The 14,801-nt window shown below is 56.6% G+C and carries 14 protein-coding genes and 5 tRNA genes; 7 read left to right on the top strand and 12 right to left on the bottom strand.

Going from position 1 to position 14,801, the window contains the following annotated elements; all coding sequences use genetic code 11:
- The first annotated feature begins 37 nt into the window (after nt 1–37).
- Nucleotides 38–1,414: a lysozyme inhibitor LprI family protein gene (locus tag ACM6HV_RS18805; RefSeq protein ID WP_414904982.1), complete on the top strand. Its 1,377-nt coding sequence runs from the start codon at nt 38–40 to the stop codon at nt 1,412–1,414.
- Nucleotides 1,415–1,530: 116 nt separating this feature from the next.
- Here ACM6HV_RS18805 and ACM6HV_RS18800 read toward each other — a convergent pair whose 3' ends face one another.
- Nucleotides 1,531–2,184, bottom strand: a complete 654-nt coding sequence (locus tag ACM6HV_RS18800; RefSeq protein WP_414904981.1) for a hypothetical protein — start codon at nt 2,182–2,184, stop codon at nt 1,531–1,533.
- Nucleotides 2,185–2,361: 177 nt separating this feature from the next.
- Between ACM6HV_RS18800 and ACM6HV_RS18795 the strand changes: the two genes are divergently transcribed.
- Both ACM6HV_RS18795 and ACM6HV_RS18790 read left to right on the top strand, forming a co-directional pair.
- On the top strand, nt 2,362–2,982 hold the full coding sequence (locus ACM6HV_RS18795; RefSeq protein WP_414904980.1) for a recombinase family protein: 621 nt from the start codon (nt 2,362–2,364) through the stop codon (nt 2,980–2,982).
- A 132-nt stretch (nt 2,983–3,114) separates the two neighbouring features.
- Nucleotides 3,115–3,780 (top strand): DUF6680 family protein, encoded by a 666-nt coding sequence (locus ACM6HV_RS18790; RefSeq protein WP_414904979.1) that lies wholly within the window; start codon nt 3,115–3,117, stop codon nt 3,778–3,780.
- A gap of 163 nt (nt 3,781–3,943) precedes the next feature.
- Here ACM6HV_RS18790 and ACM6HV_RS18785 read toward each other — a convergent pair.
- Nucleotides 3,944–4,020, bottom strand: a tRNA-Arg gene (locus ACM6HV_RS18785).
- A 294-nt stretch (nt 4,021–4,314) separates the two neighbouring features.
- Here ACM6HV_RS18785 and ACM6HV_RS18780 point away from each other — a divergent pair.
- Both ACM6HV_RS18780 and ACM6HV_RS18775 read left to right on the top strand, forming a co-directional pair.
- On the top strand, nt 4,315–4,545 hold the full coding sequence (locus ACM6HV_RS18780; protein ID WP_041074282.1) for a hypothetical protein: 231 nt from the start codon (nt 4,315–4,317) through the stop codon (nt 4,543–4,545).
- Nucleotides 4,546–4,565: 20 nt separating this feature from the next.
- Nucleotides 4,566–4,745: a PA3371 family protein gene (locus tag ACM6HV_RS18775; protein WP_414904978.1), complete on the top strand. Its 180-nt coding sequence runs from the start codon at nt 4,566–4,568 to the stop codon at nt 4,743–4,745.
- Here ACM6HV_RS18775 and phnN read toward each other — a convergent pair.
- Nucleotides 4,720–5,289 carry a phosphonate metabolism protein/1,5-bisphosphokinase (PRPP-forming) PhnN gene (phnN, locus tag ACM6HV_RS18770; RefSeq protein ID WP_414904977.1) on the bottom strand — a complete coding sequence of 190 codons (570 nt, stop codon included), beginning with the start codon at nt 5,287–5,289 and terminating at the stop codon, nt 4,720–4,722. The two genes, ACM6HV_RS18775 and phnN, sit on opposite strands and share 26 nt — an antisense overlap.
- Nucleotides 5,290–5,677: 388 nt before the next feature.
- On the opposite strand from phnN, the gene ACM6HV_RS18765 reads away from it, so the two are divergent.
- Nucleotides 5,678–6,004, top strand: coding sequence for an Arc family DNA-binding protein (locus ACM6HV_RS18765; protein WP_003178899.1), 327 nt, complete (start codon nt 5,678–5,680; stop codon nt 6,002–6,004).
- Between the two features lie 147 nt (nt 6,005–6,151).
- On the opposite strand, the gene mgtE is transcribed toward ACM6HV_RS18765, so the two are convergent.
- Nucleotides 6,152–7,594, bottom strand: coding sequence for a magnesium transporter (gene mgtE, locus ACM6HV_RS18760; RefSeq protein WP_007963078.1), 1,443 nt, complete (start codon nt 7,592–7,594; stop codon nt 6,152–6,154).
- Nucleotides 7,595–7,915: 321 nt separating this feature from the next.
- On the opposite strand from mgtE, the gene ACM6HV_RS18755 reads away from it, so the two are divergent.
- The gene (locus tag ACM6HV_RS18755; RefSeq protein WP_414904976.1) at nt 7,916–8,434 is read left to right on the top strand and encodes a cell envelope protein SmpA; all 519 of its coding nucleotides are present in this window, start codon (nt 7,916–7,918) and stop codon (nt 8,432–8,434) included.
- 18 nt (nt 8,435–8,452) lie between these two features.
- Here the strand turns inward: ACM6HV_RS18755 and ACM6HV_RS18750 are convergent.
- The 8 genes from ACM6HV_RS18750 to ltaE all read right to left on the bottom strand — a co-directional run bounded on the left by ACM6HV_RS18750 (nt 8,453) and on the right by ltaE (nt 14,566).
- Nucleotides 8,453–8,529: transfer RNA gene (locus ACM6HV_RS18750), tRNA-Arg, on the bottom strand.
- Nucleotides 8,530–8,601: 72 nt separating this feature from the next.
- A tRNA-Arg gene (locus ACM6HV_RS18745) sits at nt 8,602–8,678 on the bottom strand.
- Nucleotides 8,679–8,749: 71 nt separating this feature from the next.
- Nucleotides 8,750–8,826 (bottom strand) — tRNA-Arg (locus tag ACM6HV_RS18740).
- 107 nt (nt 8,827–8,933) lie between these two features.
- Nucleotides 8,934–9,024 (bottom strand) — tRNA-Ser (locus tag ACM6HV_RS18735).
- 62 nt (nt 9,025–9,086) lie between these two features.
- Nucleotides 9,087–9,275, bottom strand: coding sequence for a carbon storage regulator CsrA (gene csrA, locus ACM6HV_RS18730; protein WP_002554426.1), 189 nt, complete (start codon nt 9,273–9,275; stop codon nt 9,087–9,089).
- Between the two features lie 189 nt (nt 9,276–9,464).
- A complete protein-coding gene (locus ACM6HV_RS18725) occupies nt 9,465–10,706 on the bottom strand; it encodes an aspartate kinase (RefSeq protein WP_025112914.1) in 1,242 nt (413 codons plus the stop codon).
- A gap of 90 nt (nt 10,707–10,796) precedes the next feature.
- Nucleotides 10,797–13,415, bottom strand: coding sequence for an alanine--tRNA ligase (gene alaS, locus ACM6HV_RS18720; RefSeq protein WP_414904975.1), 2,619 nt, complete (start codon nt 13,413–13,415; stop codon nt 10,797–10,799).
- A gap of 146 nt (nt 13,416–13,561) precedes the next feature.
- Nucleotides 13,562–14,566 (bottom strand): low-specificity L-threonine aldolase, encoded by a 1,005-nt coding sequence (gene ltaE, locus ACM6HV_RS18715; protein ID WP_414904974.1) that lies wholly within the window; start codon nt 14,564–14,566, stop codon nt 13,562–13,564.
- Nucleotides 14,567–14,801 lie beyond the last annotated feature (235 nt).

Raw genomic sequence — 14,801 nt, 5'->3', positions numbered from 1 at the left:
GCGCGCCGAGCCATCTTTTCACTACAGGGTTTATCTCGTGTACATCAAAGGTCGTTGCATCGTGTCCGCCTGTGCGCTGCTGTTTTTTCAGCAGGCGATGGCGGCTGGAATGGATTGTGCGAAAGCTTCGAATACCGTCGAAAAGACGATTTGCGCAAATAGAGGGTTGCATGACATGGATGCGCAGTTGGGGATGCTCTATCGGCAACTGATGAACACCTCCGCGCAAGCCCAACCGGACCTGAAGCAAACGCAACGTAGCTGGTTGAAAACACGCAATGAATGCGTCGAGGATGTTACCTGCCTGGATTTGCGCTATCGCGAGCGCCTGCAACTTTTGCAAGCGCAGTGGACACAGTCCGCCGCCCATCAACCGGATGACGTTGATAAACAAGTGCTGGATGACCTGCAAAACAGTATTCGGGCCGCCAGCAAAACTGATCCGCAATTTGCCCTGGAACGGACACTCGCCTCACTGTCGTTGAAAAGCCCTGGAACCACGTTTTCCGCTGACCCGGACGCCGATCAATTCTCAGACAAAACGCACTTCCCCAAGACGCGGCCCAAAGGTGTTTCCCAAGACGAATGGAAGGCCTTGAGCGCCACCGAGTTCGACGCTGATACGGCCCTGGGCCGGACTATGTTTACCTTGATTGACCTAGACGGTGACCGGCAACGTGACCTGATTGTCGAGACCTACACCGGCGGCACCGGCCTGTACACGTTCGTCGAGACGTTTCGCCGTGACGGCGACAAGTTCAACCGCAGGACCCCGTCGTCCGACGGCGAATCCATTGGCGGCTCGCTCTACTCCACCAATGACCGTGGCGCCAACCAGTTGGTCAACTGGATCAACCTTCGCGGCAAGATCTACGCGGCCTATCGCACCGGTGCCTACGGAGTTGATCGGGTGTATTTACTCAGTCCCCTGCAAATCAACCACGACGTACCCATCGTCGAGGTTCGCTACGGCTACCAACTTAGCGTTCCTCGGACTCAACACAATGAAGACAACAGCGTGACGTTCAAACTGGAGCCAGCACTGCACCAGTCACTCAACCAAGCATTGACACATGTGACTGAAAATCAGACCCAGGCCAGCGAGCAGAGAACACCGATCTGCCCGATTCCACCAACGGCCACTGACACCGAGGGATATTACAGCTACGGAGCCGGCTATTACGCCATCGAGTCAGTCGCCGACTTCCCGGTGATCATTGGCAAGGAGTGTTTTATCGGCCGGATGAACAATTGGTTCGGCGCCTACAGCGAGAAGGATGGGTTATTTGCGCAAATGACCGTGCGCAAGCCAGACCCGGAAGACGGCGGACGTACCTATGAGGTCAAGGGACGTCGCCAACTGAGCGGGGTCAGCACCTCAATTGGCAAGTTCGAGGAAAACGGCGACAACTAGCCGAAAGATCTCAATCTCATTGAGTGCTGGTAATTCCTGCATTCATGTATTGATTCAAGTCGCGCAGGTCCTGAATCTTCACTACGCCCTCTTGCAGAGGACAAGGGCTAAGGTCGCTACGAATACTTTCTGTCAAGAACCTGAAGATCTGACTTTATGAGCTCCATCAACGACTCTAGCTGATGAGCGACCTCATCTACGGTCTTATCCACTCTGCTGGTGAGACAGCCCAACAGACCTTTCTTAGGGTGATACGGTGACTTGTGGACCTCGACCGCAAGCTGACCAATTAAAGACATGAGTTTCTCGGAGCGAGCTACCCACTCATTGCCCTTAATTACCACCCTATCAAGAATTAGACACTGCTCTCCAAACGCTTCCAGCTGCTTTGCTAGTGGGTCACTTTTCAACACCTTCATGACCTCTTCTGATCTAGCCTCAGGCGCGCCCAAGCTCCACTTATTACAGAGTCTGAGAATGCTGGCTTCAACAGTACTGAAGGCTAGATTGGCGTCCCAAACAACCACGATAGCCTTGCCGTGAATGAGCTGCTGCTTCCAACTGGTTAAGCCCTGATAAGCGAGTATTGCTAAAACACACGCTGTGAGGGCCTGGGCCAGAGATGAAAACGAGCTAACAAAAGTGAAAGCATCCTGCGTGCTACCTGCCTTGCCTTTAGTCCAGATAGACCAAAAGATGCTGATACAAATAATTATCAACGCCAAAAGCAACGCATAGAATCCAGCCGCGTACGGGTTCGGGTTCTTCATCTCAAAAAGCCATCACCAAAATGGGCCGCAGATAATAAGCTCGGTTAGAGCCATCTGAAAGGGTATGCCTGAGCTGATACGCGCAAATTCGTATTGATTTGCTCATTCTGCTTGATAAGTGACACTTATAGTACAACAGTATTAGTAGAACACCTTAACTGATACGGACAGCACATCATGTTCATCCGCGCATACCTCCGGGCCTCTACCGAAGAGCAGGACGCCGGCCGCGCCCGGGCATCGCTCGAGCAATTCGCTACCGACCACAACAAGGTGATCGCGAGCGTGTACCTGGAGAACGCAAGCGGCGCCTCGGCAGACCGGCCTGAGCTGCTGCGCCTGCTCAAAGACGCGCGCAAGGGTGACGTCTTGCTGGTGGAGTCGATAGACCGCCTCTCGCGTCTTCCCGTGGAGGACTGGCAGAAGCTGAAGTCGGCGATCGACTCCAAAGGCCTGCGCATCGTTGCGCTCGATCTGCCGACGAGCCATCAAGGAATGCAGGACACAAAGGGAGACGAGTTCACTAGCCGAATGCTGGGAGCGATCAACTCGATGCTGGTGGAAATGATGGCAGCGATAGCGCGAAAGGATTATGAGCAACGCCGCGAGCGCCAGGCCCAGGGTATCGAGAAGGCCAAGGCCGCCGGCAAGTACCAAGGGCGGCCGGTGGACGCCGATCTGCACAAGCGGGTAACCGAGCTCCTCAGCGCCGGCCTGGGCATTCGCGCGACAGCTCGGCACGCCAATTGCTCGACCACCACCGTTCTTAGAATCAGGGACCAGATCGTTTCAGCCTGAAAAGCGCAAAATGGAAATCAAAAATAAACGCTTTTGGGTTTGCCTTGGCGCGCGATGGAAAATGCACATATTCTCAGAGCTCTACTCGGCTAGTGCTGTCGAGCTACATTTCCCAACCCTGCGGAAAAAAGAATGGAAGCAAACTGGGTCTTCGGCATCGGTACCATCGTTGCCACACTGCTTGGGCCGATTCTTGCGGTTCAAGCACAAAAATATCTTGAGCGTGTGAACGAGTCCAGGAACCAAAAAACCTGGATATTCAGTACCTTGATGGCAACTCGAGGGGCAAGGCTCTCACCCGATCATGTTCGCGCATTGAACATGATTGATCTCGCATTCAACGGAGGCCGCTCAAACCGCCGGAAGGCTTCAGAAACAGACGTTTTGGATACCTGGCGCGATTATCTGGACCACCTAACCTCAACGATAAACGAGGGCAACGCGGAAAGGTGGGTAGAGAAGCAGCAAGAGCTTCTAATCCTAATGTTGAGTGCAATGGCCGCGGATCTAAATCTTCGGTATGACCGGGTCCTTTTACGAAACGGGGCCTACATTCCAAAAGGCCACACAGATCTTGAGCTCGATCAGCAAAAGCTCAGACATTACGCAATTGAAGTTCTTTCAGGGCAACAACCGATTAGCATGAACGTGACCGGCTTCCCTTTCAGCGAGGAAATGACAAATTCGCAGCTTAAGTTACAGGAAGGAATTGCTGGCGTTTTGGTCGGGCAAGGTCACTTGAAAGTTAGGATAGAGCCCGCAAGCGCACCCGAAACTGACGCGAAGGCTCCCACCTAATCACTGCCAGCTCTGCGGCCGGAAAAAGCAGATCCATTTCTCAGCATCAAAAAAGCCCCACCAGATCGATTCTGAGTGGGGCTTTTTCAGGCCGACTGCTGCCACCCTGCTGTCACGGGAAAATGATACCGGAAGAAGAATAGCCTCAAAGGCACGATTTATATGGTGTCCCAGGGCAGGTTCGAACTGCCAACCTTCCCCTTAGGAGGGGGATGCTCTATCCAATTGAGCTACTGAGACACTGAGTTGTCGCGGCCGGACACGGCGCGACGGACGGCGAGCATGTTAACGGCCAGCCCTTGGTTTGTCATGTCGTCCATGGGTTTTTTAAGTGTAGGCAGGCGCCTTGCAATGCTGCGGGAACATTTACCGTGCAATTTGCACTACCGCAAAAAGCCATCATTGCAGATTGCAACCCAACACTTGGTAAAAACCCTTCCAAATGCTTGTTTTTAAAGGACTTCACAGCGGTTAGACTGTTGGCACGCCGGGTGCTTTGTCTGTTCTTATAACAGAACAAACGGAGTCCGCCCCATGAACAGCACTCTCTTGCTTGCAAACGCAATCGCACTGGCGGTTTTGGTTGGCTTTCATTTTGTTCCAGAGCGTGCTGAACCGGTGGCTCAGCGTATGCCGCATTACCTGCAGGTGCAGAGAGCGCCGCAGTTGGCGGTGCTGAGCGATCAGGGCGACTTCGCGGCGCAGGCCGTCAATGAGCCTGAGCAAGCACTGCCGACGCGCGACACCGAACGTCTGGTTTTTTGAAATATCTTCAGGAGTACAGCATGTCCAAACCAGCCGCAGGATTTCTGATCCTCGCCTTATTGAGTGGCGTTGTGCATTTTTCGCTGTTCGAGGAAACCGAAGTCACCCTGCCGCTGATTGGCTGCGGCGTGTTTGCGGTGTTGTTTGTGCTGGCCCTGGTGGCCGGGCGCAAGATCAAGTTTGATCCGGTGCTGCGTTAAGCCGGATCAAGTCCAGTAGTTGCTTGACGGCGGCTGCCAGGTCGCCCGAATTGTCGATCAGATGCACGGGCAAGTCAGTGGCCCTTCTATCCTTGAACTGCGCATTGCGCGCCAGCCTCGCATCAATCTGCTCAGGTGTTTCCCGGCCACGCCTGAGCAGGCGTTCACGCAAGACCTCATCCTTGACCGTCAGCAGCACCGGCAGCAATGTCGGATAGCGCTCATGCGCCTGACGCAAATTGGCCCGTGAGCCATTTACCAGCACGAATCGCCCGGCGCGTAACCGTTCGTCCATTTCTGCCGGGATGCCATAAGCCAGCCCATTGGCGTGCCAGGAAAGGGAGAAATCCCCGGCCTGCTGACGTCGTTCGAATTCTTCGGGCGTTACACCGATGGCATCCTCACCCACCGATTCCGCTGATCGGGTAATCACCCTGCGGATGATTTCGCAGTTCAACTGGCGCAATGGCTCACGCGCGGCCTCGATCAGGCTGTCCTTGCCTGAACCGGAAGGTCCCATCAAATAAATAAGCCTGCCATCCATCCTGAAAACGCCCTCCAATGGGGGTTTGCCCTAGTAAATCGGCAAATTGCCACTATCCTGTACAAGTAGGGATCAAGGATTGAAAGCCGCATAGCATGCACGTTCTGACGTCTTCGGACATCAATAGATGTGCAACAGGAAGCGGCCAGCGATGCGGGCCAAGGCAAAGTTTTCAAACCAGTCCGCATTTCTGATAATTGGTGCTGGCATTACGCCTTTACCCAGCTCAATATTTGTCACAGAATTGACGCCAATGATCTGGCAATTTTGAGGCATGATGCGGGCCTCTTAACAATTCAGGTTGAACCATTTGGCGCGGATGCTTGTCCTATCACACATCCTGCGGCCAATCCCGAGAACCGCTCCCCTGAACTAACCGGTTAAATATATGCGCCCATTGAAACAGGCAATTTATTCCAGCCGTACGGCTGACAAGTTTGTCGTACGTCTGCCAGACGGAATGCGTGAACGCATTGCCGAGGTGGCTCGCAATCATCATCGCAGCATGAACTCCGAAATCATTGCGCGTCTTGAGCAGAGTCTTATTCAGGAAGGCGCACTGGGCGAAGAACTGAGCATGCGTCTGGACAGTCCGGAGCTGTCGCTGCACGAGCGTGAGCTGCTGCAACGCTTCCGTCAGCTGTCGCACCGTCAACAGAACGCTCTGGTGTCGCTGATTGCTCACGACGCCGAGATGGCCGCAGACGCGTCCTGAGTGATATTGAACATCTCAAGCCAGCTTAAGTGCTGGCTTTTTTTTGCCTGAAATCTGCCCCCTCGCCACAGATCAATACACAAGCACAGATAACTATACAGGCACAAAAAAGCCCGCCATTTCGGCGGGCTTTTGCATGGTGGCGAATCAGAGCAGAAAGATCGTCGCCAACCCCAGGAAGATGAAAAATCCACCGCTGTCGGTCATGGCCGTGATCATCACGCTGGCGCCCATCGCCGGGTCGCGGCCCATCTTGGCCAGTGTCATTGGGATCAACACCCCCATCAGCGCCGCGAGCAGCAGGTTGAGGGTCATCGCTGCCGTCATCACCACGCCCAGCGACCAACTGCCGTAAAGCAGGTAGGCGACCACACCGATCACCCCGCCCCAGACCAGACCGTTGATCAACGCGACCGCCAGCTCCTTGCGCATCAGGCGCGAGGTGTTGCCGGTGCTGACCTGGTCCAGCGCCATGGCGCGCACGATCATGGTAATCGTCTGGTTACCGGAGTTACCGCCGATACCCGCCACGATCGGCATCAGCGCCGCCAGCGCCACCAACTTCTCGATCGAGCCTTCGAACAGACCGATCACCCGCGACGCAACAAAGGCAGTGATCAGGTTGATCGCCAGCCACGCCCAACGGTTGCGCAGGGATTTCCAGACGGAAGCGAAGATGTCTTCTTCTTCGCGCAGACCGGCCATGTTGAGGACTTCGCTTTCGCTTTCCTCACGAATCAGGTCGACCATTTCGTCGATGGTCAGACGGCCGATCAGTTTGCCGTTCTTGTCGACCACCGGGGCCGAGATCAAGTCGTAACGCTCGAACGCCTGAGCAGCGTCATAGGCGTCCTCGTCCGGGTGAAAACTCACCGGATCGCTGGCCATGACTTCAGCCACCTGTTTCTCGGGGTCGTTGACCAGCAGACGCTTGATCGGCAGTACGCCCTTGAGCACGCCGTCGTAATCGACCACGAACAATTTGTCGGTGTGGCCCGGCAGCTCCTTGAGACGACGCAGGTAACGCAAAACCACTTCGAGGCTGACGTCCTCACGGATGGTCACCATCTCGAAGTCCATCAGCGCACCTACCTGCTCCTCGTCATAGGACAAGGCCGAACGCACGCGCTCGCGTTGCTGCTGGTCGAGCGTTTCCATCAGCTCATGGACGACGTCTCGCGGCAGCTCGGAGGCCAGGTCAGCAAGTTCGTCGGCGTCCATGTCCTTGGCCGCAGCCAGGAGCTCGTGATCGTCCATGTCGGCGATCAGCGTTTCACGAACGGAATCGGATACTTCGAGAAGAATGTCGCCGTCGCGATCAGCCTTGACCAGTTGCCAGAGCGTCAGACGGTCGTCCAGCGGCAGGGCTTCAAGGATGTAGGCAACGTCGGCGGAGTGCAGATCATCGAGTTTGCGTTGCAGTTCGACGAGGTTCTGCCGGTGAACCAGGTTCTCGACCCGGTCGTGGTGCGCGCCTTCCTGGCGATGAGTCAGGTCTTCGACGACCTTTTGGCGCTGCAGCAGCTCAACCACCTGAGCCAGGCGATCCTGCAGGCTTTCCTGTGTTTTCTTTACTTCGATTTCGGACATAGGCGAACTCCACTCCCAGCAGCGGGGCACGCCGGAAGGATCAATCAGTCAATTCATGATTGGTGAAACGGGCTACTGAGTAACTACTGGGTAAGTCCATGGAGGTTTTCCATAAGCCCCGGCGGGGCTGACGGGCGCAATGATACACCGCCTGACGGTTTTAAACGCTAAAAAATCGCGGTCGAAACAAGCGCTTGCGCAACAAAGCTGAGTGCTGTCCTGACCCGTGCAGATGCGACGACTCATCTTGAAAAGAAAACACACCGACGTTGAAAAATGTAGCGACTACCCTTGAGCGTAGACCGTCATGGAGGACGTCGAATGCTATCCAGAACATCCCGTTTTGTAATCGCCAGCCTGCTCTGCCTGCCGCCCGCCGGGGCCGCCACCACCCTTCACCGATGCGAAGCGCCCGACGGCGGCATCACCTTCACCAGCCTGAGTTGCGCCAACGATGAGCAGCTCTCGGTGCAGCAGGTTCACCCCTACACGCCCGGCTCCGTCGTGCCGATCATGCCGGAACACAATCACGAAGAAATATCCGGTATGACAATCAAGGGACGTGAACCAGGCATCGTTGGCCGCCTGGAGGACAAATGCGGCAACTTGATCGATGCCAGGCAGCGTCGCGAAGCGATCATCAATCGCCGCGTTATCGCCGGAATGAGCCAGCGGGATGTCGAGAGCGCCCTCGGCAAACCGGACAAGGTGAGTATTCGAACGTCGACAACGAGCTATCGCTATGACCTTAAACGAGGCCGTAGTGCTCAAGTCGATTTTGATGAGAGGGGATGCGTGAAAGGAAAAACCAAATCGCAGACAACAAAAAGCCCGCGTTAAACGCGGGCTTCTTGAATATGGTGCACTCGACAGGATTCGAACCTGTGACCGCTCGGTTCGTAGCCGAGTACTCTATCCAGCTGAGCTACGAGTGCATTTTGTGTTTTTAAACCAGACCACAACTGGCTGAAGCCAAGTTACCTGCATCACTGCAACTAACTCTTAAATGGTGCACTCGACAGGATTCGAACCTGTGACCGCTCGGTTCGTAGCCGAGTACTCTATCCAGCTGAGCTACGAGTGCATTTGTGTTTTTTGACCAGACCACAACTGGCTGAAGCCGAGTTCTTTATATCGCTATAAACAACTCTTAAATGGTGCACTCGACAGGATTCGAACCTGTGACCGCTCGGTTCGTAGCCGAGTACTCTATCCAGCTGAGCTACGAGTGCATTTGTTGCGCCGCATTATAGCCCGTCTAATCTCTATTCCAACCACTTTTTCTAATAAATTCAACAACTTACAGAAAAAGCCAGATTACAACGTACTAAGCAAATAATGGCGGAGAACGGGGGATTCGAACCCCCGACACCCTTTTGAGGTGTACTCCCTTAGCAGGGGAGCGCCTTCGGCCACTCGGCCAGCTCTCCGCAACACGGGGCGTATATTAACCACCTTCTTCCCCGTTTGCAAACATAAAAATCGATAAAAATTAATGGCTTGGTTCTTCGTCCTTCTCTTTCTTTATACGCAGGTAAATTTCCTCACGGTGCACGGCAACCTCTTTCGGGGCGTTGACGCCGATGCGCACTTGATTTCCTTTGACGCCGAGCACGGTCACGGTGATTTCGCCATCACCGATAATCAGGCTTTCTGCGCACCGACGAGTCAGAATCAGCATACCTTTCTCCTCACGCATTTCATTTCAGGGACAACAGTCTGCAAAAAAAAGGCACCCGACCTACAACCGGAGCGATCGTAGCCCTACATGCCTGAGTATTGACCAGCGCGAGCAAAAGAACAGTTCAGGGGGCTCGCGCCATTCAAAAAATAAAGGGCGCGGTCAGACCGCGCCCTTCAAGTGACCGGATTACTCGCCCTGACGGGCCGGAGCGTCCAGTTCGAAAGCCGTGTGCAGGGCGCGCACAGCCAGTTCCAGGTACTTCTCTTCGATCACCACTGAAACCTTGATTTCCGACGTCGAGATCATCTGGATGTTGATGCTTTCCTTGGCCAGGGATTCGAACATGCGGCTGGCCACGCCTGCGTGGGAACGCATGCCGACGCCGACGATCGAGACCTTGGCAATCTTGGTATCGCCTACGACTTCACGGGCACCGATCTCGCGAGCGGTGTTTTCCAGCACGGTCTGTGCGGCCTGGTAGTCGTTGCGGTGCACGGTGAAGGTGAAGTCGGTGGTGTTATCGTGCGCGACGTTCTGCACGATCATGTCGACTTCGATGTTCGCGGCACTGATCGGGCCGAGAATCTTGAACGCCACGCCCGGGGTGTCTGGCACGCCACGGATGGTCAGCTTGGCTTCATCGCGGTTGAAAGCGATGCCGGAAATGATCGGCTGTTCCATGGTTTCCTCTTCATCAATAGTAATGAGGGTACCCGGACCCTCCTTGAAGCTGTGCAGTACGCGCAGCGGAACGTTGTACTTGCCGGCGAACTCCACCGCACGGATCTGCAGCACCTTGGAACCGAGGCTGGCCATTTCCAGCATCTCTTCGAAGGTGATCTTGTCCAGACGCTGAGCGACTGGCACCACGCGCGGGTCAGTGGTGTAGACACCATCGACGTCGGTGTAGATCTGGCACTCGTCAGCCTTCAATGCAGCCGCCAGTGCCACGCCTGTGGTATCGGAACCGCCACGGCCGAGGGTGGTGATGTTGCCGTGCTCGTCGACGCCCTGAAAACCGGCGACAACCACCACGCGACCTGCTTTCAGATCACCGCGAATCTTCTGGTCATCAATCTGCAAGATACGCGCTTTATTGTGCGCACTGTCCGTCAGGATCCGCACCTGATTACCGGTGTACGATACCGCCGGCACACCGCGCTTGATCAGCGCCATGGCCAACAGGGCAATCGTCACCTGCTCACCGGTGGAAACGATCACGTCCAGCTCACGCGGAACCGGTTGCACGTCGCCACTGATTTGCTTGGCCAGATCGATCAGACGGTTGGTTTCGCCGCTCATTGCAGACAGCACAACCACCAGGTCATCGCCGGCATCGCGGAATTTCTTAACCTTGTCGGCGACCTGCTCGATTCTCTCGACAGTGCCGACCGAGGTGCCTCCAAATTTCTGTACGATCAAAGCCATTTCAAAGCCGCCTCTGCCCATGAAGGGCGCCCAATAATCACTCGAACAGCCGCCGGACCCGCCACTAGACTGCGGGCCCGGCGGGCCGTCTTATAAACCCTGCTCGACGAATGGAACGGTCAGCGCCAGGGCGCCATCCAGTGCGCCGGCGTCGACACCGCCGCCCTGCGCCATGTCCGGACGACCACCGCCCTTCCCGCCCACTGCCGCAGCAGCTTGCTTCATCAAATCACCGGCTTTGAGTTGGCCAGTCAGGTCCTTGGTTACGCCTGCAACCAGTACGACCTTTTCCTCATGGACACTGCCGAGCAGGATCACTGCGCGGCCGAGTTTGTTTTTCAGCTGATCGACCAGCGCCAGCAGCGCCTTGCCGTCCTGACCATCCAGACGTGCAGCCAGTACCTTCACGCCTTTGACGTCGACTGCCGAGTTCGACAGATCGTCGCCCGCGGCGCTAGCAGCCTTGGCCTGCAACTGCTCGAGTTGCTTTTCCAGCGCGCGATTGCGCTCCAGCACGGCCGACAGCTTGTCGATCAGATTGTCGCGGCTGCCCTTGACCAGGTTGGCCGCTTCCTTGAGTTGTTCTTCTGCAGCGTTCAAGTAGGCCAGTGCCGCAGCACCGGTGACTGCCTCGATACGACGCACGCCCGATGCCACACCGCCTTCGCTGATGATTTTCAGCAGGCCGATGTCGCCGGTACGGTTGGCGTGGATACCGCCACACAGCTCGACGGAGAAATCGCCGCCCATGCTCAGCACGCGCACGTTGTCGCCGTACTTCTCGCCGAACAGCGCCATCGCGCCTTTCTGCTTGGCGGTTTCGATGTCGGTTTCTTCGGTTTCAACCGCGGAGTTCTTGCGGATCTCGGCGTTGACGATGTCTTCCAACGCCTTGATCTGCTCAGGCTTGATCGCTTCAAAGTGGCTGAAGTCGAAGCGCAGACGCTGGCTATCCACTAACGAACCCTTTTGCTGAACGTGCTCGCCCAGTACCTGGCGTAGCGCAGCGTGCAGCAAGTGGGTGGCCGAGTGGTTCAGCGAGGTCGCGTGACGCACTTCGGCATCGACGTGGGTTTCCACTGGAGCGCCGATGGTCAGGCTGCCGGAATCCAGCACGCCGTGGTGCAGGAACGCGCCGCCGGTCTTGGTGGTGTCACGGACGTCGAAACGTGCGTTACCGGCCTGCAGGAAACCGCAGTCGCCGATCTGGCCGCCAGACTCAGCGTAGAACGGCGTCTGGTTCAAGACGATAACCGCCTCTTCGCCTTCACTCAAAACGTCGACCGACTGGCCATCTTTATAGATAGCAACGATTTTTGCCGAGCCGCTGGTGTCGGTGTAGCCGGTGAACTCGGTGGCCACATCAACCTTGACCAGGGTGTTGTAATCCAGACCGAACGAGCTGGCCGAACGCGCACGCACACGCTGGGCTTCCATTTCACGCTCGAAGCCAACTTCGTCCACAGTCAGGCCGCGCTCGCGAGCGATGTCAGCCGTCAGGTCCATCGGGAAACCGTAGGTGTCGTAGAGTTTGAACACCACGTCGCCCGGCACCACGGTGCCTCTGAGTTCCAGCAGATCCTGTTCGAGGATCTTCAAACCGTGCTCCAGGGTCTTGGAGAACTGTTCTTCCTCGGCCTTCAGTACGCGCTCGATGTTGCTCTGCTGCTTCTGCAGTTCCGGGAAGGCTTCGCCCATTTCGGCAACCAGCGCCGCGACGATCTTGTAGAAGAAGCTGCCAGTAGCGCCCAGCTTGTTGCCGTGACGGCAGGCGCGACGGATGATCCGGCGCAGCACGTAACCGCGACCCTCGTTGGACGGCAGCACGCCGTCGGCGATCAGGAAACCGCACGAACGGATGTGGTCGGACACCACTTTCAGCGACGACTGGTCGCCATTCTCGCAGCCGATGGCTTCAGCCGAGGCTTTAAGCAGGTTCTTGAACAGGTCGATGTCGTAGTTGGAGTTGACGTGCTGCATCACCGCACTGATCCGCTCCAGGCCCATGCCGGTGTCGACCGACGGCGCTGGCAACGGATGCAACACGCCATCGGCGGTGCGGTTGAACTGCATGAACACGTTGTTCCAGATCTCGATGTAACGGTCGCCGTCTTCTTCCGGCGAACCCGGTGGGCCGCCCCAGATGTGGTCGCCGTGATCGTAGAAAATCTCGGTGCAGGGGCCGCACGGGCCGGTATCGCCCATGGTCCAGAAGTTGTCGGAGGCGTAAGGCGCGCCTTTGTTGTCGCCGATGCGAATCATGCGCTCGACCGGCACACCGATTTCTTTGGTCCAGATGTCATACGCTTCGTCGTCGGACGCGTAGACGGTGACCCAGAGTTTTTCCTTCGGCAGTTTCAGAACGCCGGTCAGGAAGGTCCAGGCGAAGGTAATCGCGTCGTGCTTGAAATAGTCACCGAAGCTGAAGTTACCGAGCATTTCGAAGAAGGTGTGGTGACGAGCGGTATAACCGACGTTTTCCAGGTCGCTGTTCTTGCCACCGGCACGCACGCACTTCTGGCTGCTGGTTGCGCGGGTGTACGCGCGCTTTTCCTGGCCCAGGAAGCAGTCCTTGAACTGGTTCATCCCCGCGTTGGTGAACAGCAGGGTTGGGTCGTTGCCCGGAATCAAAGAGCTGGAGGCTACACGGGTGTGGCCTTGCTCTTCGAAGAAGCGAAGGAAGGCTTCACGGATTTCTGCGCTTTTCATTAGGTTCTTCCACGGAGGCTGCGGCCAAAGGCCTGTACGAAACGTCAACAGACGAAACGACGGCAAAGGGCCGCATTATATCGGCCCTTCGCGCGGGGTACAGCGTGTTTATACGATAGTAACGGTCAATTGGACGGCTAACCCTGTCACTTGCGCGAAAACTCGACGAATGTCGCGATCACTTGCTCGATTTGCGAGCGACTGACGTCCATGTGCGTGACCATGCGCAAGCGCGCGGCGGCGCTCAACTTGATCCCGCGTTCGGCGGCAAACACCTTGAGCGCTTCGGCACGGTCGCCCATTTGCACGTAGACCATGTTGGTCTGCACCGGCTCGACGCTGAACCCGGCCTCGCGCAGGCCTTCGGCCAAAAACAGGGCGTTGGCATGGTCATCGGCCAGGCGCTCGACGTTGTGATCCAGTGCATACAGGCCCGCCGCTGCCAGCAATCCGGCCTGACGCATGCCGCCGCCGACCATCTTGCGCAGGCGACGCGCCTTGGCGATCAACTCGGCCGAACCGCACAAGACTGAACCGACCGGCGCGCCGAGGCCTTTGGACAGACACACCGATACCGAATCGAAATGTTGCGTGATCTCGCGGGCATCCACCCCAAGCTTGACCGCCGCGTTATACAGCCGCGCGCCGTCCAGATGCAGTTGCAAGCCTTTATCCTGAGTGAAGCGGCGGGCGCGGGCCAGATACTCCAGCGGCAACACTTTGCCCTGCATGGTGTTTTCCAGCGCCAGCAAACGAGTTCGAGCGAAATGGAAGTCATCCGGCTTGATTGCTGCCGCGACCTGATCCAGATCCAGCGAACCATCGGCCTGCACCTCCAGCGGCTGCGGCTGGATCGAACCGAGCACTGCCGCGCCTCCGCCCTCGTACTTATAGGTGTGCGCCTGCTGGCCGACGATGTATTCGTCGCCACGTTCGCAGTGCGCCATCAGGCCCAGCAGATTGCTCATGGTGCCGGTCGGCACGAACAGCGCAGCGGCGAACCCCAGGCGCTTCGCCAGTTCCGCCTCCAGACGATTGACCGTCGGATCTTCGCCGTAGACATCGTCACCGGTGGCCGCCGCCGTCATCGCGTCGAGCATGGCAGGAGTCGGTTGGGTAACGGTGTCGCTGCGAAGATCGATAATGCTCATGAACCTGGCCTCAGAGTCAGCAGGGGAAATCCCTTTTCGAAGGTGAATTACTGCGGTCATGGCGCCGATTAATCAACCCTTGAATGAGAAAAGGTCAGATTACGTCTTGAGAACACACCATCCATGTGGGAGCGAGCCTGCTCGCGAAAGCAGTGTGCCAGTCAGCAGATGTGTCACTGACAGACCGCTTTCGCGAGCAGGCTCGCTCCCACATGGTTCTGTGCAAGGCCGGAAA

Origin of the sequence: Pseudomonas sp. IT-P260 (assembly GCF_949768395.1) — a bacterium.
GTDB lineage: Bacteria > Pseudomonadota > Gammaproteobacteria > Pseudomonadales > Pseudomonadaceae > Aquipseudomonas > Aquipseudomonas parakoreensis.
Note: the sequence above shows the minus strand (reverse complement) of the source record. Positions and strands in the feature narration are given on the sequence as shown.